Genomic DNA, 18,467 nt, shown 5'->3' with positions numbered 1-18,467 from the left:
ATTTAACAACTACATCCATAGTTGTTTTTCATTTTTTATGCCTAAACTTGGTTAACACAAAAACACACAAATGAAACCTAAATTATTCATCATGGCCGCGCTGTGCCTTTTGGCCTATGGCGCAAGCGCACAAACAGAAAAAGGAAAAAGCTTTATCAACGGTTCAATTGGATTTACTTCCAATAAAAACAACCAAATCGTTTCCACCAGTCCAACTTTTAGCACTGAACAAAAAGCAGAGGCTTTTAACATTGTACCTCGTTTTGGCTATCTTGTTGCCGATAATTGGGCCATTGGCCTCGGGGCTGGCTATTCTCGTAGCAAATCGACAGTTAACACGGTAAATACCGCTTCTTCGGCTATTATTTTGGCCACACAAACCGCTAAGCAGCATGTCTTCAGCATCGAACCTTTTGTAAGAAAATATGTTGATGTAGCCGATAAGTTCAAATTCTTTGGCGAGTTTAACCTTGGCATTGGTTTTGGCAAAGCGGTTAGCCATTCTCTCTATAGCGCTCCGATAAATTCTAGCAGCGAAGATAGCTATAAACTAACTTCTTACGGCGCTGCCCTATCGCCAGGTTTTGCCTTTTTCCCATCCAAAAAATGGGCTATCGAATTTAGCTTCCCATTGGCCAGCTACCGCAAGACAAAGCCAAAGGATGTATCGAATGGTTTGAGCGTTCCAACTACCGAAACGTTCACCTTTGCAACCGACTCATTCAATCCGAGCATCGGTTTTAATTTTCATTTTTGATTACTCTGTATAAAAAACCCCTCAGTTTAGCAATAAACGAGGGGTTAATCATATACTTACGTAATTTCTATTTCATGCTCTTGGCCCTGATGGCCTTAAATTCGGAGCCTTCTTTCCATCCCGGAAAAGTACTTTCGTTGCTGAGACGATAGCCCACAGCAAACAACAACCTCAAATCGGCCACCATACCCGAAAAATCCCATTTGGCAGGTTCAAAATTATCTGCAGGTGCATGATAGCGGTTTTTGGTATAATCTTCTTGCTGCGCCTTGCCCCAGGCCTCGCCGTGTTTTACATTGTTAATACCGTTGCCAGTGTACAATGCCGGAATACCTACTTTGGCAAAATTGAAGTGGTCTGACCTAAAATACGAACCAGCAGACGGGTTAGGATCTTTGGCTACCACGCGCTCTTGCTTTTTGGCAGCCTCGGCCAGGTAATCTTCCAATTCGGACTGGCCATAGCCCACTACGACAATATCTTTGGTCATGCCCGAAGCTTCCATCGCATCGATGTTGATATCGGCAACCGTTTTGTTTACTGGTACCAAAGGATGCGAAGCATAATATTCTGAGCCCAACAAACCCTGCTCCTCGCCTGTTAAGGCAATAAACAAGATAGAACGCTCAGGTTGGTGCTTGGCTTTTTTAAAGGCATCGGCCAGGAGCAACAAGGCCGCTGTTCCGGTGGCATTGTCAACCGCGCCATTGTAAATCGAATCGCCATTAATGGCCTCGCCTTTGCCCAGGTGGTCCCAGTGGCCCGAATAAATCAAATATTCATCAGCTCGCTTGGTGCCCGGCAAAACCGCCACCACATTATTAGAAACCGATTTTTTGATGGTATTGTTAATGGTTAGCGATACTTTGAGCCCCAAATCGACTGGTTTAAAGCCTGGTTTGCCGGCCTGTTTCATCAAATCTTCCGATTTTCCGGCCAGCTTAAATAGGTTTTTCGCCATATCCTGGGTAATCCAACCTTCCATCAATGCCCTCGAGCTGTTGTTGTCTTTCGCTGCTAAATACAATTTCGATTTAGACCAGCCACTTCTCACTACGCTCCAAGGATAGCTTGCCGGCGCCGTATCGTGGATGATGATAATTCCAGTAGCGCCTTGACGGGCTGCCTCTTCAAACTTGTAGGTCCAACGGCCGTAGTAGGTCATGGTTTTGCCCTTAAACAAGGTCGTATCTGAAAAACCCGGATCGTTTACCATCACCACAACGGTTTTTCCTTTCACATCCAAACCTTCGTAATCGTTCCATTTGTATTCAGGTGCCACGATGCCATAACCGGCGAAAACCATTTCCGAGTTCTCTACTTTTACTTGGTTGGTTACATGTCGGGTAGCAGCCACAAAATCGTCGAGGTAGGTTAAAGCCGTACCTGTATTACCGGCAACGGTTTTAATCATCATGGCTCCGGCTGGGGTCGATTTGATATCAACCATAGGCACTTCCTGAAAATAACTATCGCCATTGCCCGGTTTCAGGCCCAGTTTTTCGAATTCGCCTTTCAGGTAATTGATGGTTTTGGTTTCTCCGGCCGTAAATGGTTTGCGACCTTCGAAATCGTCGGAAGCCAGCACCGCGATGTGTTTGGCAAAGGCAGAATCGTTAATGGCTTTGAGCGATGCCGAATCGGCCTCTATACCTGCCGATTTTTGACCTGACGATTGGCAGGAGGCCAAAGCCAGCATGCCTACCGACAGCACAAGTAATTGTTTTTTCATGTGTTTAGCGAGTTAAGGAATACCTAAAATAAGGTTTTAAAACAAATAAGCCTCGAAAATTCGAGGCTTATTGTTGTTGATGTTATTGCTTACGTTCCACTTCCCTGTCCATTTCGGTAATGTTTACGTTTACAGACTGAGAAAAATCGTTGAGCAGGTAATTGTTAAAATAATCGGCCAAGCGCCAGAACATATATTCGGTCATGTCGCCAAAACCATGGCGCTGACCCGGAACGATCATAAAATCGAACCTTTTGCCAGCCCTGATCAAGGCATTGGCTACACGGATAGAGTTGGCCGGATGTACGTTGTTGTCGATATCGCCGTGCATCAGCAACAAATGTCCTTTCAGGTTTTTAGCCAAATCAGGGTTTTTGTCGATCGAATATTTGAAAGTGGTATCGCCTTTGGCTGAAACAATTTCTTTTACACCGTGGTGCTTTTCGCTCCACCAGCGGTTGTAGATGCTGTTATCGTGGTTACCCGCCGCCGAAACTGCCACTTTAAAGAAATCCGGATACACCAACATAGCCGCAGTCGACATGAAACCACCACCCGAGTGACCGGTAATACCTACCCTGTTGGCATCGATAAACGAATATTTATCGGCCAGTTGCTCGATTGCCGCTTTTTTATCGGCCAAACCGTAATCGCGCAGGTTGCCATAGCCATAAGTGTGATACCATTTAGAACGCGCCGGGTTGCCACCGCGGTTACCCACAGTGATTACAATATAGCCCAGTTGTGCCAAACGGTCAACACGGTCCATGGCACGGCCAAACGATTTGTTTACCGCTTCGGTTTGTGGGCCTGGGTAAACGTACTCGATAATCGGATATTTCTTGTTCGGATCGAAGTTGAAAGGCTTGTACATGACGCCATACAAATCGGTTACACCATCATCGGCTTTTACTTTGAAAGGCTCAGGAAACTTGTAACCGGTAGCCATCAGCAAAGACAAATCGGCAGTTTCCAAATCCATCACCTTGTTGCCTTCATTATCCAACAAAACAGATTTAGGAACGGTATTTACGCGAGAGAAGTTATCGACAAGGAACTTGTTCTCGTCGTTCATGTTTACTTGATGGTCAAAATCGCCACTGTTCAGCAATTTCATGCCTGTACCATCAAAATTGATACGGTACAAATGTAGGTAATAAGGGTCTTCCTTCGCTTCGCGACCATTGGCCGTAAAGTAAAGCACACGGTTTTTCTGGTCGATGTTAACGATGCCTTCGCAGTGGAAAGAGCCTGAAGTAATCTGGTTTTTCAATTTACCATTGCCATCAAACAGGTAGAAATGGCCCCAGCCATCGCGTTCGCTCCAATGGATAATTTCCTTGCCTCCATCAATCAAACCTGGACGTTGTACTTCTACATAAGTATTGAAACGCTCTTCGATCAAGGTGGTTACCTTACTAGTATTGATATCGATGGTGCAGATATCGATACGTTTCAAATCCCTGCTGGTGCGGGCAAAATAGAACTTGCTGTTATCGCCCAACCAAATAGACGGACGGAACTCGTTATCGCGGTCTTTGTTTAGCGATTCTTTGCCCCAAGCCGAAATGCTTTGGTCTTTAAAAGCAGTAGTATTGATGGTTTTGTAGGTTTTCTTGGCAAAATCGAACAGCACAAACTCGTCAATCGGCGCTTCTTTCTCGCCTGGCATCTGGTATTTGTAGGTTTCTAAAGTTGGACGACCGGCCGAAACACTGTTGATGACCCAAAGGTCTTTAACCTGGCGCGAATCGGTCCTGTCTAAAACAAAATACTTCGAATCTGGCGACCACAATACATAAGCACCACGTCTTTTTTTGTTGTTTTTGATGTTTTCTTCGTTGTTTTCGCCGTCGCCGTCGCTACCGTACGAATAGAACTTTACACCGTCTTTGGTCAATTGATGCTCTACAATGGTGCTGTCTTCTTCGTTTTTAACCGCCTTTTTGTAGTTCTCTTTGTCCATCCAATACAGGTTGTAGTTGCGGGAGAAGATAATGGCCGAAGAATCGGGCGCTACCGAGCCCCAAGAAGGTTTGGCCTTAGGTTTTTGGTAGTTGGGTATTTCGGTCAATTTTTGACTGGCCAGTTCGTAGTTGAAAGAATAGATTTTCTTTTGCATCGAATCGGCTGCTTTTTTATCTTTTCTGTCAGGTTTTACCTCGTCGGTTGTGCTTCTCACTTCGAAAGTGATGCTTTTTTCGTCTTTGGCAAACTTGAGGTTTTCGATAGGCAGGTGTTGCGCATCAAAAGGATCACGGATGATCATGGTAATCTGCGCCGCCATTTTGGCTGGATCGAATAGCATTTTTTTGCTTCTGGCAGCCGGCTCTACAATATACCATTGTTTGCCGTTTGGTGTTTCGTATTGGTACCAAAAACGGTTGCTCAGTTTGAGCCAATGCGGATCTACAGCCGTCGAATAAATAATTTTCCTCAACTTATTTGGCGAGAAACGGGCAGCGGCTTGATAGTTTGCTCTTTCAGGAGCGGGGGTAGTTTCTGTTAGCGATATGGTTTTGGTTTGCGCAAAAGCCTGTACGCCCAACAGGGAAACAAAAAACAAAAGGAAGTAAAGTTTTTTCATTACATAGTTGATTGATAAATTGAAGCGCCTAATTTATCTAAAATGTGCTGTTGGCCATAGTTTTAATTGTAAAAAAGATGGGAAAATTGGGATTCGCCTATTTTTTTGTCACCAATCACCTATTTTTATCCACACCCTAAAAATTTTGTCATCAAATCCCTCTCGTTTTCATAGTTTTGTAACATAAATATTAACCATGAGAAAAACTTTCTTATCACTTTTGGCAGCTTCGCTGATTTTAGCCCTAGGCTGCCAATCCAAATCGCAGCCAAGCGCCACCAAGGCCGGAGGCGACAGTACAGCAAACGCACAGGCAACCAGTCCTGAAGCAGATACTACCCCTAAAACAGCAACCGGCAATATCAAAGTAGCCGATGCCAAAACCATTTTGGCGCGCAAACAAGTGCCTATTTTGTGTTACCACCAGGTGCGTAACTGGAGGCCAACCGATGGAAAAGTGGGCAAAGACTATATTATAGAAATCCAAAACTTTAAAGACCAGATCAAAATGCTGGCCGATAGCGGTTACCATACCATTTTGCCAGACCAGCTTTACGCCTACCTCAATACCGGCGCACCCTTGCCTAGCAAGCCGATCATGCTTACTTTTGACGACACCGACCTTGACCAATTTACAGTTGTTCGTCCAACCTTGCAGAAATACGGCTACAAAGCGGTTTATTTTATCATGACCGTTTCTATTGGCAAAAAAGGAAAGTTTGTTGATTACATGAGCGCCGACCAGATCAAGCAATTGGCAGCCGAAGGCAACGTGATCGGAAGCCATACCTACGACCACAAAAACTTTAAAAAATATGCCGGCAAAGACTGGGAAGAACAGTTGGACAAGCCTACCAAAAAACTGGAAGAAATTACGGGCAAAAAAATGACCGAGTTTGCCTACCCTTTTGGCTTGTGGAACGCAGAAGGCATCCCGGAACTTAAAAAACGTGGTTTCAGAATGGCTTTTCAGTTAGCGACCAAACGCGACGAGAAAGACCCGTTGTTTACCATCAGAAGGATTATTGCCAGTGGCTATTGGAGCCCAAAAACATTGAGCAACAGCATCAAGAATAGTTTCTAACAAAAAGCCCCCCGATGTAAAATCGGGGGGCTTTTTTATACAAGAAAGAAGTTTTATTCTAATTAATTACTTTCCATGCCTCATTGCCGGCGGGCTAGTCCTTTTGTCTTGAAACAAAATTGACCAAAAATTCAAGGAGGCAAACCTTTGTTGCAACTGCTAAATCTACGCTGCTGTTGCGCAAGACCAAGTCGTGTGATTGTTAGTGGCCAAGTAACTGGCTTAATTGCTTCACTTCTGCGCCCTTGCTTGTTTCGACAGGACAAAAGGAAGTGTTGCACTTCGATTTGCACTTACTTCCAAAGTTTTGCAGGCCATTCTTGGCCTAGTGCGAACTTTAAAGTTAATTATAAGATCGCTTCAATCCGGTATTGCTTGCCGTTAAAATCTACTTGCTCTCCTTTCTGTTTGCCGACAAACAATTTGCCTATAGGCGATGCTACCGAAATGGCAAAATAAACCGTTTGGTCGAGCTGTAATTGTCCGGCGCTGATGCTCATGTAAAAATTGCCCTGGTCGGTGTATACCAAACTGCCGTTTCTTACCTGCGTGGTTGGCGCCAGTTCCTTAATCAGCTCCAAACCTTTCAGTTGCTCCTCTGCGTCGCTTAGCAGTCGCATATTGCGCTCGATATCCTGTTGCGCCATTTCCCTGCTGGTTTCGAACTTATCGCCCGCACTGCTTTTGGTATCATCGTTACTGGCCTCCCTTGCCTGTTGCAAAGCAGTTTTGGCTGTTTCTATACGTTTTTCTACAAAAGCTAAACACAGTTGATATAAGGAGGATTTGATGCTCATGCGAATGTTAAGTTGGTAGATTGGAATGTTGTAATGTTGAAAAGTTGGAAGGTTAGCAGCTAATCAGCTTTTACCGATTAAAATTAGGAATCGCGACAGCCATTAACCATAATCAACTATCGACTGCAGACTATGGACTATCGACTGTGGACTGTATACTATCGACTACCCCTCAATCCAGGTTACTTTTTCGGCCATTGGGGTTCTGTTGGCTTCGCGCGACTCTTCTTCGTGATAGCCCATGTAAAACAGTCCGTAGCATTTTTCGTTTGGCGCTAATCCCAAAAAATCGCCTAAATGATCGATCAATGGTGGCGAACTCCAATAAGCACCTACGTTTAAGGCTTCGGCAGTTAATGCCATATTTTGAACGGCGCAGGCAGTGGCGGCAATTTCTTCCCAAGCAGGCAGTTTATCGGGACTGAATTGAATATTGATAGCCAAAATACACGAAGCTTGAGCCGTTTTTTCGCCAAAACTGTCGTATTTTTTCTGCATAAACTTTTCTGCTGGCACATTTGCCTGATAAAGCTGGCCCAGGGTTTCGCCCAATTTGGCCTTTCCTCCTTTTCTGATTACGGTAAAACGCCACGGCTGGGTAAGTTTATGGCTAGGCGCATAATTGGCGCTTTCCAAAATCTGCTCAATGACTTCAACCGGGATTTCCTTCTCTGTATAGCTTGCCGGAAAAATGCTCCTGCGGTTTTTAATTATTCTTGATATGATTTCGTATGTGTTGTTCATGGGTCCAAAAATAGGCATTTCGTTAGTGCGATTTATCTTTGTATTGTTAATTGTTGAATTGCTGAATTGTGAAATTGTTAAACTGTTGAATTGCCTGATTACTGAATTGTTAAATCGTTTGATTGCTCAATCATAGCTGTAAACCGACTATGGACTATCGACTATTGACTGTGGACTGTGGACTATTGACTATGAACTAGCCTTCAGCTGTTTCCTGATCTGTTTTACTTTGGCAAAAAAGGCAATGCTCTCTTTGTCTACCAGGTAATCCATCGTTTGGAGCAGTTCGTCCCTGATCCAATCTTGCTTTGCGCTTAAATTTGCCAGAATATTGAGCACATGCGATTTGATGGCCACCGGAACTTCCTCGTCGATAAGCCAGGCAAATGCAGTTTCGACCAAAGAATCTAAGTTATGTTGCGCAAGTATATCCTTAATGGCCTTTGGTGCATTTTTCTTGGTCATGAGGGCCAATATCTTGCCGTAATGCCTCCTGCACGAAAGGTTATTTTGCGAAGCAAAACGTGTCAAAAAATAGCTTGTAGCGGGCAAAAAATCTTCCAGTCGGCCAACGTAAACATTTTCCAATATCCAGGCCGCCCTGAACGAAACTTTATCATCGCGATCAAAAGTAAGGTCGATAAGCTCTTTAACTGGAATATGGTGATTTGCAACGATGTTAGACAAGTAGACTACCTTTTCTTTGCCAATGGTTTGGGCCAAAATAGTTTTCAATTCAATTTTATCCATAAAACTTGTTTGGATTTGCTAAAATAAGTAACTTTAAATACTAAACTAACCCAAATAAAAATGAAAAATTTAATTCTGTCTTCTTTGGTTCTGGGAGCTTCTCTGTTTTCTTTCACCTTAATCGATGGTATCCAGAAAGAAGCTAAACTCATTGATGACTCTAAACTGATTTATCACGTTAACGAAAAAAACGAATTACATGGTGCATATTCTGTGCAGAACACCAAAGATAATGTAACCATTAGAGGCAGCTATACCGACAACAAAAGAACGGGCAACTGGTATTGCTTCAACAGCGATAAAAGCCTTTTTTTAAGATATAACTACGACCAGAAAAAGATTTTGTTCATCGACACCGTGGCCATCAAAAAAGCCGAAATCGTTATTGTGGACAAAAATCCTGAAGCAGTAAAAAATGCAAGCATCAGCGTTCCGGTATGTCCGCTCGATCAATATGTTTCTTTCCTTAAAAAAGAGATTTCAGATGTTTTTCCGCAGCCCCACATGCAGTACGCTACCCCAACCAACCTCGAAATCGTGGCTAAAGTAGATGCCAACGGACAGGCAAAATACCAGGTCAACTACATTTTCGACAAAATCAAAAGAAGCATCAGCGTATCTGGAAAAAGCAAGGCTTTTGTAATCGACTGGGTTCCTGCCATGTACGAAGGTAAAGGTGTGGCTTCAGAATTTAAAGTGGCTACCGAGATTTCTTTCTCAAACAACGACGGCCATAGACGTTTCAACTGGAACTAGACATTAAAATCCATCATAGCAAGGCAATCTCAAAAAGGTTGCCTTTTTTGTTGGCCATAATCCCTTGCAAAGTGCAAAAGCCTAGGTATAAGCAAAAAAAATACGTACCTTTGCAGCTTATTTTTCAGCAACATGATTTCAGTTTCTAATTTATCCCTGCGTTATGGTAAACGTACTCTTTTTGAAGAAGTTAACCTTAAGTTTACCCATGGCAACTGCTATGGTGTAATTGGAGCCAATGGCGCAGGTAAATCTACTTTCCTCAAGATCCTTTCTGGCGATGTAAGTGCCACTACCGGTAGCGTAGCCTTTACGCCCGGCGAGCGCATGGCCGTATTAAAGCAGAACCACTACGAGTTTGACGAATTTTCGGTCATCGAAACCGTTATGATGGGTCACAAGGAACTGTACGACATCATGAAGGAAAAAGACGCCATTTACCTGAAAGAAGATTTCACGGAGAAAGATGGCGAACGCGCCGGCGAGCTGGAAAACCTTTTTGCCGAAAAAGACGGCTGGAACATGGAGAGCAATGCCGCTACCCTGTTGAGCAACTTGGGCATTAAAGAAGAACACCATTACAAATTGCTGAAGGAATTGGATGGTAACCAAAAAGTACGCGTGCTTTTGGCCCAGGCCTTGTTCGGAAACCCGGATATCCTGTTGCTCGATGAGCCTACCAACGATTTGGACATCGATACCATTGCCTGGCTAGAGAACTTCCTGGCCGACTACCAGAACATTGTTTTGGTGGTTTCCCACGATAGGCACTTTTTAGATGCCGTTTGTACGCACATCGTTGATATCGACTTTGGCAAGATGAGCATTTATACCGGAAACTATACTTTCTGGTACGAATCGAGCCAATTGGCCCTGAAACAACGCAGCGATCAGAATAAAAAACTAGAGGAGAAAGTAAAAGAGCTACAGGAATTTATCCAGCGCTTTAGTGCCAATGCCTCTAAATCTAAACAGGCTACTTCGCGTAAGAAAGCATTGGATAAGATCGATATTTCGGAAATCAAGGCTTCGAGCCGAAAATATCCGGCCATTATGTTCAACAATGCAGGCCGTGAGGCTGGCGACCAGATTTTGCAGGTAGAAAACCTGAGCAAAACGGCCAATGGCGAAGTGATGTTCAAAAACATCAGCTTTATGGTGAACAAGGGCGATAAAATTGTCGTTTTATCACAAAACAGCTTGGCTACTACTGCCTTTTACGATATTTTGGCAGGCCACGACAAAGATTTTACCGGTGAATTCAAGTTTGGCGTAACCATCAGCACCGCTGATATCCCGAACGACAATTCAACTTATTTTGAAGGCAAGAACGAAAATCTGGTCGATTGGTTGCGCGAATATTCGGGTACCGATGCCGACGAGCAGTTTGTAAGGAGCTTCCTGGGCCGTATGTTGTTTTCGGGCGAAGAAGTGCTTAAAAACGTAAAAGTGCTTTCGGGAGGCGAAAAAATGCGCTGCATGTTCTCAAGAATGATGTTGCAACAAGCCAATTTCCTGATGTTCGACGAGCCAACCAACCACTTGGACCTCGAATCGATTACCGCCCTAAACAACGGCATGAACGATTTTAAAGGCACCATGTTGTTCACTTCTCGTGACCATGCCTTGACCGAATCTGTTGCCAACCGCATCATCGAAATTACGCCTAACGGCATCATCGATAAATTGATGACTTACGACGAGTACATCAACAACAGCGATGTAGCCAAGCAGCGCGAAGAAATGTATAAATAAGCAATCAAGCTTTGAAGCTATACATCCCATCGGATTAAAACCTGATGGGATTTTTTTATTCAGGCAGTAGCAAATCCTTTACACAATTTTTAATGCAATTTAATTGCATATACTATTTTTGTAAGCGGAAGGCTCAATGGTCTTTTTGTTTATTAAATGATTTCAATCCAAGCTGTAGCGCATAGCTACAATAGCAACCAACAGCTCAGTTTTAAGGACTGGCAGATTAACAACGGCGAGCAATGGCTATTGCTGGGCCAGTCTGGCAGTGGCAAAACCACCCTGTTGCATATTTTAACGGGCATTTTAAAACCTACTGCCGGCGAAGTGCGCATAGGCGACACTGCTATTTACCAACTTTCGCCGAAGGCGCTCGACCGTTTTAGGGGCAGGCAGATCGGTATTATTTTCCAGAGGCCACACCTCATCAAAAGCCTAACCATAGCCGAAAACCTATTGCTGGCCCAAAGTTTTGCCAAACTACCCGAAAACCACAAACGTATTGACGAGGTACTGAAATCGTTGGATATGCTGCACAAAAAAAACGCCTATCCCAACGAACTGAGCCAGGGACAGCTGCAGCGCATTTCTATTGCCAGGGCCGTTATCAATAAACCTGCCTTGTTAATTGCCGACGAGCCTACTTCGAGCCTCGACGACAAGAATGCTGAAGCGGTGCTTGAGCTGCTGTTGCAACAATCGGGCTTAAACCAGGCTACCCTGATTGTGGCCACCCACGATAAACGAGTGAAAGATGCCTTTACCCATACTTACGACCTGACATGAGCCCTTTTAAAATAAGTTGGAAGAGTTTAGCAGCTAAACCGCTTTCATCGGCCTTAAATATCATGCTCATTGCCTTCGGTATGGGTATTTTGACCATTTTGCTGTTGGCTTCGACCCAAATTGAAGAAAAGCTGAACAACAACTCAAAAGATATAGACCTGGTAGTTGGGGCCAAAGGCAGTCCTTTGCAGCTCATTTTAAGCAGCATCTACTACATCGACTTCCCTACGGGTAATATTCCGCTCAAGGAGGCGAATGAACTGGCGCATAATCCTTTTGTAAAACGTGCTACGCCCCTAGCCTTGGGCGACAACTACAACGGGGTGCGCATTGTAGGAACCGATACCAACTTCATCAGCCTATACAAATTAAAGGTACAGGACGGAAAATTCTGGAAAGCCGATTTAGAAGCCACCATTGGCGCCACAGTGGCCAAAAACCAAAATTTAAAGGTAGGCGATACTTTTTTCGGGGCACATGGTCTAACCAACAACTCCGATGTGCACAAAGACCACGCCTATAAAGTAGTAGGTATTTTGGCGCCACAGGGCAATGTAACCGAAAATTTGATTTTGACCAATATTGCCAGTGTTTGGAAAATGCACGAAGAACCCGAAAAAGCGGGTGCGCACGAACATCACGATGCGCCAACACCCGATCCAACAAGTGAAATTCAGGGTCAGGAAATTACTTCGTTACTGATCCAATACCGCTCGCCAATGTCGGTGGTCATGTTTCCGCGAATGGTGAACCAGGCTACCAATTTGCAATCGGCCTCACCAGCAATGGAGAGCACCCGTCTCTTTTCTTTGATTGGGGTTGGCGTTGATACCTTGCAGTGGTTTGCCATCTTGATTATGCTCATCGCGGCCATCAGCGTATTTGTAAACCTGTACAACTCGCTCAAAGAAAGAAGCTACGACTTGGCCATTATGCGTACCTTGGGCGCCTCGCGAACTAAACTATTTGTCATTGTTATCCTCGAAGGATTGATCTTGACCGTTATAGGTACCATCGTAGGCATGGGCTTGGGCCATTTGGCACTAGAATTGATTGCCCATTACCAGGAAAGCAGCCAGGCCAAGCTCAGCGGACTGGTTTTTATCCCTACCGAGGGCTACCTCTTGCTTACTGGGCTGGCTATCGGTATATTTGCAGCGATCATACCGGCCTTACAGGCTTACCGTTCTAATATTTCTAAAATACTTGCCAAAAACTAAAAACCACAGATGAAAAAACTAAGCATCATTCTTTTATTATTAACCGGCTTCGGATTTGCAGCCAAGGCGCAACACGATCCTAGCGATCAGATCATTTCAGAAAACTGGGACATTATAGGCAGCGTTGACTTTAAAACCGTTAAAGACACCGAGATGTATGCCATTTTTGGAAACGAGATAAAAAAACATGCCAACAAGCCCTTCGAATTGGAAGGCTATATCGTGCCGATTAAAGACGGCATGAAACAAACTAAATTCATGCTCTCTACGCTACCAATTAACCAATGTTTCTTTTGCGGCAAAAACGGCGTGCCGATTATGGTGATGGTTGAACTGACCGAACCCATTAAATTCACCTACCAAACGGTAAAAATTAAAGGAACCTTGAAATTAAGCACGGCCAATGCCATGGACAGTCCGCCGATAAGTTTAATGGCAGGCAAAGCACTATAACCATGCAAAAGAGAAATCCTGTAGATATTTTAAGGGAAAACCAACTCAAAAACACGCGTCAACGGGTGCGTGTGCTCGAAGAGATTGCGGCCGACAAAGCAGCCATTTCGCAACCTGATTTGGAAAAGAAATTGGGCAAGGAGATAGACCGGGTAACCTTATATCGTATTCTCAATACTTACGAAGACAAGGGCATTCTGCACCGCATTATCGATTTTAACGGCACGGCCAATTATGCCATCTGCTCGTCGGCCTGCACGGCACACCACCACCACGACGAACATTTGCATTTCAATTGCACCAATTGCCATAAAATCTATTGTTTGGAAACCAAAGTGCCTACCATCAACATTCCTGATGGTTTTACGGCCAATACGATTAGCTTAATTGCTTATGGCATTTGCGACAAATGCGGCAAGGCCGACAAACATAATTAAGAAAAAACTATATAAAAAAGGGCGTTGAAATGATTTCAACGCCCTTTTTGTTGATGAGGACAGCCTAGTGACCTGAGTGGCCATCAGCACCATGTGCGTGACCGTGGCTCAATTCTTCGGCAGTTGCCTCGCGAACGGTTAGGATCTTTCCTGAAAAAATAAGGTTTTTGCCAGCCATTGGATGGTTCAAGTCAACCGAAATATATTCTTCGTGAACACCGGTTACACCTGCACGGAAATGGTTACCTTGATTGTCTTGCAACGGAATTACATCGCCAACACTTGGCAAATCGCCTCCGGCTTCCTTAAACATATCGATAGGCAAATCAACGTGGGCAGCTGGATCGATTTCGCCATAGCCTTCTGCCGGAGAAAGCTCGAAGCTGTACTCGTCGCCTGCTTTTAAGCCTTGCAAATGCTCTTCAAATTTTGGCAGCATCATGCCTACGCCAAACAAGAACACTAAAGGGTTCTCTTCGTTTGCTTTTTCAACAAAAACTTGCTGACCTTCTGGTGTAGTAGTGTGCAACTCATAAGTGATAGACACTACGGTGTTTGAATTGATATTCATTCTGTTCTGTTTTGTTTTAATTTATAAATTCTACTGCCGGCAACCGTAATACAGGCAGTTGGCAAGTTTTATTTCGGCAAATATAGGTTAATTATTAGGCTAACAAAAAACCATCATTAATTGTTGCAGGAAAAGCGACAAGAATCAGAAACAGGAAGAAAACAATGTCAAAATCCACTTATCTTAGCCTATCGGTTTGATTATTCCTAACCGCCGAAACACCCGAATAAAAAACAAAGATGAATGGAATGAAAAACCTGCTGTATTCATTGGCGATGTTCGTGTTCATCACCATAGAGTTTTACCTGCTGCTTAAGCTTGGCTTTTGGTTATTCAAAAAAGTAGATGCCTACCAGCCTGCCATTAGCCAATCACTCTATTATTTTTTGTTTTTCATAGCCAACCTATTGGCCATTTTTATCATCAACGATCTTTTGGTTTTCATCGTAACGACCTTGATTCGCAAAATCAGCAAAATATCGCCAGACCGGAAGTACGCCGTGTGGTTTACCAGGATATACTCGATTGTATTTTGCGTAATTGCGATTTTTCAACTGGTTTATGCCACAGAAAGCATGAGAACGATATTGGCGTGCATCACCATGTCGATCGTTTTGATGAGAGCCGTTTATGTAAACATTGTCGCCACCAACGAAAGCCTCTTGGTAAACCTATTTGTTGCTGGATCAGACCTCGACGAAAAACAGTTCAGGGCCGAAATGAAAGCAGTTATGAAACCTAAAAAAAGCAAGGAAGACGAAATCATCACAAGTATCAAAAAACGCATCGACGAGCTCAACCGAGCAGGAGATAAAGATGAGGGCTTCTAGGTTCGGATAAAACTCATTTCAATTCATTTATCTGTTCTTCTTTGGTGGGCAAATACCCCGCTTTTCATAAAAGAGGGAAAGAAATAATGTTAAACTAATAATTAGGCTTATTTTATTATTTTATAGAAAGCTCTATAATAAACAGGTTTTATCCATATTCAAGTTAAATAATCGTAATCATCAATAAATGCAATACAATTTACAATAAACTCTACACCTCTTCCTTAAGTTTCTGGATTGCCTGTACAAATCCAACCAGATTCTTCATCACAATAGACAGTTTCAGTATTTTCATTTATGTAATAAGTAAAGTTTAGTGATGTACTTTATTTAAACTTTATGCTTTTTAGTAGATCATTGAAAATTTTCTCTGCCTTTTTTCGATCCTGCTTCTTGCATACTACTCTACCGCTTATAGATTTGTAGTTTCTATATTCAGAATCAAAATTGTAACGATATTCATCACCAGCAACATGGGTGCAGCTAATAAAAAATCCAATATCGTTCACTTTAATAATTTCTGCCTTGTCTATATCATTACTCATACCGAGTTCCTCTAATGTCTCTAATTTGGAGGCCTTCATTTCTGAAAGATTCTTGACCTGCTTTTTTAAATAATCATCCCATAAGATATTATCCCAAAAAGTTATGATTATTCCATTTTTATTAAAGCATTTGGTCGTTCCATCCATTGCCGGAGAGCTTCGATAGTTCTTTAGCATATACTTGTAATGCTCAACCCAATCCATGCTTTCACTTTTCTTAGGTGGAGTAATATGAACTACTTCACTCAAAGGCTTTTCTTGAGAAAGAAAAGACAACAATAATAGAAAACTAGCTATTAAATTTATCTTCATATCTAGTTCAAGTTGATTTATTAATTAAGATTCAACAACTGCTCTTTTACAGCTGGAAGCAAAAAAACTAACCCATGGTCTGCTAATTCTTTTATTCCGGCTTTAAATAAGGCCTTATTTGTAAAAGAATTAACATAATCTAAAAACAGCCTTTCCAATTCTTCTTTTCTCTTTTCATCAGTTATAGGCTCATCAAAATTAAGAATCCTACTAAACTCTTGAGGTTGTCTAGTAAATATATCACCCATTTCTTTCTTGGCTAAATTCTTATTAATATGATGAGTGTTACCAAACATTCCTTGGACAAATATTTTGATATTTAACTCGTAATAATCTCCAAATTTTGATTTTTGAAGCTCAAGCACTAAAATAGCCTCAGGGCTTTCTTTAAACCAAGCCCCAAAAGCCTTTGAAAAACCATGAGACTTTGCCACTTCGTCAAAAACGTTTTTAAATTCTTTACTATCCATCATCAATATAAATCTAAAACCTTTTTCCAATTAATGCCACTAAATTGAGGCATTCTTTGTAGTTCTTCTAGATATTCCTGCAATTGCTTATTCCCAGCTGTTATTTGACGAGGGTTATTAGGCTTAAGCTCATATATTGTTGCATTTTCAATATCAAGAAAGTCAATTCGTTTACCACTTGGAAGTCTATATTCTTTAATAGCAAGCCCTGGTTTTACGTCGGCTAACTTGTAGTTTCTATGCATTTGTTGTCCAATCTCCAATGTAGATTTCGTGTATGAGGCTCCAGCGGGAATAGACTCTTCCACAGCAGAGCGCACATTTGGGTGACTTGGGGAAATAAGAAAACAATCTATTAAATATGACCAATAGAAAGGGGATTTTAATGCCTCGCCCCATAAGTTTAATAATCCACTAATCCGATCTCCTGACATCATCTGGATCATTCCTCTATCAGGAATACCATTCATATAAACTAAGTCAGCAGCGCTCGTATAATATTTGACATTGTTTCTAAAATTATTGACTTGGTCTGGTCTAATGATATACTCTATACCATTTCTCACCGTACTAGCCAATCGACTACCGGCATAAAACACCAATTTATTGTTTTGGTCATAATGTGGTGTTAATGTATAATCACCTATTTCAATGCTACTACTTGCAACACTGTACCTGCTCATATTGATTGTTTTGGAATTTCTATATTTCAATATGAGGTAAAGCTCTATCCCATTTCCGGTTATGGGGTCGGCCATCGTATTTACGATTTCTTCAACTTCCTCATCAGAGTAAAAAAAACTTTGTTCTGGCTCCAAAACTGGTGGTAAAGTACCCCCATCACAATCAGTTGGCGGAACTCCGGCAAGTTTCAACAAACCATTTCCATTCGCTTTTGAAACAACAGGCATTGGAGTTCCACTGCCACATGGGTCATAGCCTCCTGGCGGATTTGGGGTAGTGCCACCACCCCCACCTCCACCGCCATCGCCCGTAGGTGGAGAGTTTGGAGGTGCGCAATTTACAACTGTTGTAACACTTATATTATAGCCTGGCGGATAATCGTCTGAGCGAACTTCCCAATTCCCATAGGTGTCATAATAATTACATTCAGCCCTAGTCCAATGTCCATATTTGCAGGGATATGCAGTAACAACATAAACATCATATATCTCACATTCCCCCGGCAACAAACTAATCTTGTTATTGTTTATAAGAACCTGGGATGTGCCCGCAGACATTACCTTGCCCTGAGAGCCTTGGGTATTGGTTTGTTCCCTAAGCTGTGGAAAGTCAGCGAGATTGATTCTACTGGCATATATCTCGCCCTTAAAAGGGAGATGCTTTTGGCCGTGCCAGTCGGCTATCCATTCCTTGGTTGGAATATAAGTGGTTAGGAAAGCCGTTGTATTTCCGCCAACAGTCTGGATCGTAATATTCTCGAAATGTATGGCTCGGGGTGTCTTGGGTTTCAAGGCCAAAACATAGCTTACGGTATCGCCCAGCACGAGCTTCTTTACATTCCCCATATCCAACACGAAACTAAGTCCAGTTTCTCCAACCGACATCGTTGTATTCTTCGCATTTCCCGCATTGGCAATGACAGGCTTTAGCGAACCCATCTTGTCAAGGTTGATGGATGACAGAAACTCGTTGTAGCTGATGTTTTGGATCTTTTCCTTGGTTTCTACTATTTTTTTTGACGGTACTAGCAAGTCCTTTTTACAAGAGCCAATACAAATCGACACAAATAACAGGAGGATAAATCCAAGATAGTTCAGGGGCTTGAATAACCCGACAGGCCATAGCTTGGCCATGAGAGCGTTGTTTTTCATAGTTTATTGGTTTTTCGGTTATTGAATATCGTATTAAATCTGTTAC

Annotated in this window: 18 protein-coding genes; 9 read left to right on the top strand and 9 right to left on the bottom strand. The window is 42.7% G+C overall.

Going from position 1 to position 18,467, the window contains the following annotated elements; genetic code table 11:
• Window positions 1-70 precede the first annotated feature (70 nt).
• Window positions 71-757 (top strand): outer membrane beta-barrel protein, encoded by a 687-nt coding sequence (locus VRU48_RS01200; protein ID WP_330106107.1) that lies wholly within the window; start codon window positions 71-73, stop codon window positions 755-757.
• A gap of 67 nt (window positions 758-824) precedes the next feature.
• Here the strand turns inward: VRU48_RS01200 and VRU48_RS01195 are convergent, their stop codons facing one another.
• Both VRU48_RS01195 and VRU48_RS01190 read right to left on the bottom strand, forming a co-directional pair.
• On the bottom strand, window positions 825-2,489 hold the full coding sequence (locus tag VRU48_RS01195) for a M28 family metallopeptidase (RefSeq protein ID WP_330106106.1): 1,665 nt from the start codon (window positions 2,487-2,489) through the stop codon (window positions 825-827).
• A gap of 82 nt (window positions 2,490-2,571) precedes the next feature.
• Window positions 2,572-5,076 (bottom strand): S9 family peptidase, encoded by a 2,505-nt coding sequence (locus VRU48_RS01190; RefSeq protein WP_330106105.1) that lies wholly within the window; start codon window positions 5,074-5,076, stop codon window positions 2,572-2,574.
• A gap of 196 nt (window positions 5,077-5,272) precedes the next feature.
• On the opposite strand from VRU48_RS01190, the gene VRU48_RS01185 reads away from it, so the two are divergent.
• On the top strand, window positions 5,273-6,160 hold the full coding sequence (locus tag VRU48_RS01185; protein WP_330106104.1) for a polysaccharide deacetylase family protein: 888 nt from the start codon (window positions 5,273-5,275) through the stop codon (window positions 6,158-6,160).
• 347 nt (window positions 6,161-6,507) lie between these two features.
• Here VRU48_RS01185 and VRU48_RS01180 read toward each other — a convergent pair whose 3' ends face one another.
• The 3 genes from VRU48_RS01180 to VRU48_RS01170 all read right to left on the bottom strand — a co-directional run bounded on the left by VRU48_RS01180 (window position 6,508) and on the right by VRU48_RS01170 (window position 8,451).
• Window positions 6,508-6,957, bottom strand: coding sequence for a 3-oxoacyl-ACP synthase (locus tag VRU48_RS01180; RefSeq protein ID WP_330106103.1), 450 nt, complete (start codon window positions 6,955-6,957; stop codon window positions 6,508-6,510).
• A gap of 165 nt (window positions 6,958-7,122) precedes the next feature.
• Window positions 7,123-7,701: a nitroreductase family protein gene (locus VRU48_RS01175; protein ID WP_330106102.1), complete on the bottom strand. Its 579-nt coding sequence runs from the start codon at window positions 7,699-7,701 to the stop codon at window positions 7,123-7,125.
• A gap of 189 nt (window positions 7,702-7,890) precedes the next feature.
• Complete coding sequence (locus VRU48_RS01170) at window positions 7,891-8,451, bottom strand: hypothetical protein (RefSeq protein WP_330106101.1); 561 nt, start codon at window positions 8,449-8,451, stop codon at window positions 7,891-7,893.
• 60 nt (window positions 8,452-8,511) lie between these two features.
• Between VRU48_RS01170 and VRU48_RS01165 the strand changes: the two genes are divergently transcribed.
• The 6 genes from VRU48_RS01165 (at window position 8,512) to VRU48_RS01140 (ending at window position 13,858) form a co-directional block, all read left to right on the top strand.
• Window positions 8,512-9,207 carry a hypothetical protein gene (locus VRU48_RS01165; protein WP_330106100.1) on the top strand — a complete coding sequence of 232 codons (696 nt, stop codon included), beginning with the start codon at window positions 8,512-8,514 and terminating at the stop codon, window positions 9,205-9,207.
• Window positions 9,208-9,339: 132 nt separating this feature from the next.
• On the top strand, window positions 9,340-10,962 hold the full coding sequence (locus tag VRU48_RS01160; protein WP_330106099.1) for an ABC-F family ATP-binding cassette domain-containing protein: 1,623 nt from the start codon (window positions 9,340-9,342) through the stop codon (window positions 10,960-10,962).
• A gap of 156 nt (window positions 10,963-11,118) precedes the next feature.
• A complete protein-coding gene (locus tag VRU48_RS01155) occupies window positions 11,119-11,748 on the top strand; it encodes an ABC transporter ATP-binding protein (RefSeq protein ID WP_330106098.1) in 630 nt (209 codons plus the stop codon).
• Window positions 11,745-12,968, top strand: a complete 1,224-nt coding sequence (locus tag VRU48_RS01150; RefSeq protein ID WP_330106097.1) for an ABC transporter permease — start codon at window positions 11,745-11,747, stop codon at window positions 12,966-12,968. Before VRU48_RS01155 ends, VRU48_RS01150 begins: the two co-directional genes overlap by 4 nt.
• A 9-nt stretch (window positions 12,969-12,977) precedes the next feature.
• Window positions 12,978-13,421, top strand: coding sequence for a hypothetical protein (locus VRU48_RS01145; RefSeq protein ID WP_330106096.1), 444 nt, complete (start codon window positions 12,978-12,980; stop codon window positions 13,419-13,421).
• Window positions 13,422-13,423: 2 nt separating this feature from the next.
• Window positions 13,424-13,858, top strand: coding sequence for a Fur family transcriptional regulator (locus VRU48_RS01140; RefSeq protein ID WP_330106095.1), 435 nt, complete (start codon window positions 13,424-13,426; stop codon window positions 13,856-13,858).
• 64 nt (window positions 13,859-13,922) lie between these two features.
• On the opposite strand, the gene VRU48_RS01135 is transcribed toward VRU48_RS01140, so the two are convergent.
• Window positions 13,923-14,429 (bottom strand): FKBP-type peptidyl-prolyl cis-trans isomerase, encoded by a 507-nt coding sequence (locus tag VRU48_RS01135; protein ID WP_330106094.1) that lies wholly within the window; start codon window positions 14,427-14,429, stop codon window positions 13,923-13,925.
• Between the two features lie 248 nt (window positions 14,430-14,677).
• On the opposite strand from VRU48_RS01135, the gene VRU48_RS01130 reads away from it, so the two are divergent.
• Window positions 14,678-15,259, top strand: coding sequence for a hypothetical protein (locus VRU48_RS01130; protein WP_330106093.1), 582 nt, complete (start codon window positions 14,678-14,680; stop codon window positions 15,257-15,259).
• Between the two features lie 326 nt (window positions 15,260-15,585).
• On the opposite strand, the gene VRU48_RS01125 is transcribed toward VRU48_RS01130, so the two are convergent.
• Genes VRU48_RS01125 through VRU48_RS01115 form a run of 3 tightly spaced genes read right to left on the bottom strand, consistent with a single transcriptional unit; the run spans window position 15,586 to window position 18,421 of the window.
• A complete protein-coding gene (locus tag VRU48_RS01125; protein WP_330106092.1) occupies window positions 15,586-16,116 on the bottom strand; it encodes a hypothetical protein in 531 nt (176 codons plus the stop codon).
• A 20-nt stretch (window positions 16,117-16,136) separates the two neighbouring features.
• The gene (locus tag VRU48_RS01120) at window positions 16,137-16,589 is read right to left on the bottom strand and encodes a DUF4304 domain-containing protein (RefSeq protein WP_330106091.1); all 453 of its coding nucleotides are present in this window, start codon (window positions 16,587-16,589) and stop codon (window positions 16,137-16,139) included.
• On the bottom strand, window positions 16,589-18,421 hold the full coding sequence (locus VRU48_RS01115; protein WP_330106090.1) for a hypothetical protein: 1,833 nt from the start codon (window positions 18,419-18,421) through the stop codon (window positions 16,589-16,591). The genes VRU48_RS01120 and VRU48_RS01115 overlap by 1 nt, the downstream gene beginning before the upstream one ends.
• Window positions 18,422-18,467: the final 46 nt, after the last annotated feature.

The organism is Pedobacter albus, from assembly GCF_036324255.1.
Classification (GTDB): Bacteria; Bacteroidota; Bacteroidia; order Sphingobacteriales; family Sphingobacteriaceae; genus Pedobacter; species Pedobacter albus.
Note: the sequence above shows the minus strand (reverse complement) of the source record. Positions and strands in the feature narration are given on the sequence as shown.

Coding starts and splice junctions, on each gene's coding strand:
- VRU48_RS01155 (WP_330106098.1), top strand. CDS start 11,119: ATGATTTCAATCCAAGCTGTAGCGCATAGCTACAATAGCAACCAACAG.
- VRU48_RS01200 (WP_330106107.1), top strand. CDS start 71: ATGAAACCTAAATTATTCATCATGGCCGCGCTGTGCCTTTTGGCCTAT.
- VRU48_RS01145 (WP_330106096.1), top strand. CDS start 12,978: ATGAAAAAACTAAGCATCATTCTTTTATTATTAACCGGCTTCGGATTT.
- VRU48_RS01175 (WP_330106102.1), bottom strand. CDS start 7,701: ATGAACAACACATACGAAATCATATCAAGAATAATTAAAAACCGCAGG.
- VRU48_RS01190 (WP_330106105.1), bottom strand. CDS start 5,076: ATGAAAAAACTTTACTTCCTTTTGTTTTTTGTTTCCCTGTTGGGCGTA.
- VRU48_RS01160 (WP_330106099.1), top strand. CDS start 9,340: ATGATTTCAGTTTCTAATTTATCCCTGCGTTATGGTAAACGTACTCTT.
- VRU48_RS01180 (WP_330106103.1), bottom strand. CDS start 6,957: ATGAGCATCAAATCCTCCTTATATCAACTGTGTTTAGCTTTTGTAGAA.
- VRU48_RS01120 (WP_330106091.1), bottom strand. CDS start 16,589: ATGATGGATAGTAAAGAATTTAAAAACGTTTTTGACGAAGTGGCAAAG.
- VRU48_RS01135 (WP_330106094.1), bottom strand. CDS start 14,429: ATGAATATCAATTCAAACACCGTAGTGTCTATCACTTATGAGTTGCAC.
- VRU48_RS01125 (WP_330106092.1), bottom strand. CDS start 16,116: ATGAAGATAAATTTAATAGCTAGTTTTCTATTATTGTTGTCTTTTCTT.
- VRU48_RS01185 (WP_330106104.1), top strand. CDS start 5,273: ATGAGAAAAACTTTCTTATCACTTTTGGCAGCTTCGCTGATTTTAGCC.
- VRU48_RS01115 (WP_330106090.1), bottom strand. CDS start 18,421: ATGAAAAACAACGCTCTCATGGCCAAGCTATGGCCTGTCGGGTTATTC.
- VRU48_RS01165 (WP_330106100.1), top strand. CDS start 8,512: ATGAAAAATTTAATTCTGTCTTCTTTGGTTCTGGGAGCTTCTCTGTTT.
- VRU48_RS01170 (WP_330106101.1), bottom strand. CDS start 8,451: ATGGATAAAATTGAATTGAAAACTATTTTGGCCCAAACCATTGGCAAA.
- VRU48_RS01130 (WP_330106093.1), top strand. CDS start 14,678: ATGAAAAACCTGCTGTATTCATTGGCGATGTTCGTGTTCATCACCATA.
- VRU48_RS01140 (WP_330106095.1), top strand. CDS start 13,424: ATGCAAAAGAGAAATCCTGTAGATATTTTAAGGGAAAACCAACTCAAA.
- VRU48_RS01150 (WP_330106097.1), top strand. CDS start 11,745: ATGAGCCCTTTTAAAATAAGTTGGAAGAGTTTAGCAGCTAAACCGCTT.
- VRU48_RS01195 (WP_330106106.1), bottom strand. CDS start 2,489: ATGAAAAAACAATTACTTGTGCTGTCGGTAGGCATGCTGGCTTTGGCC.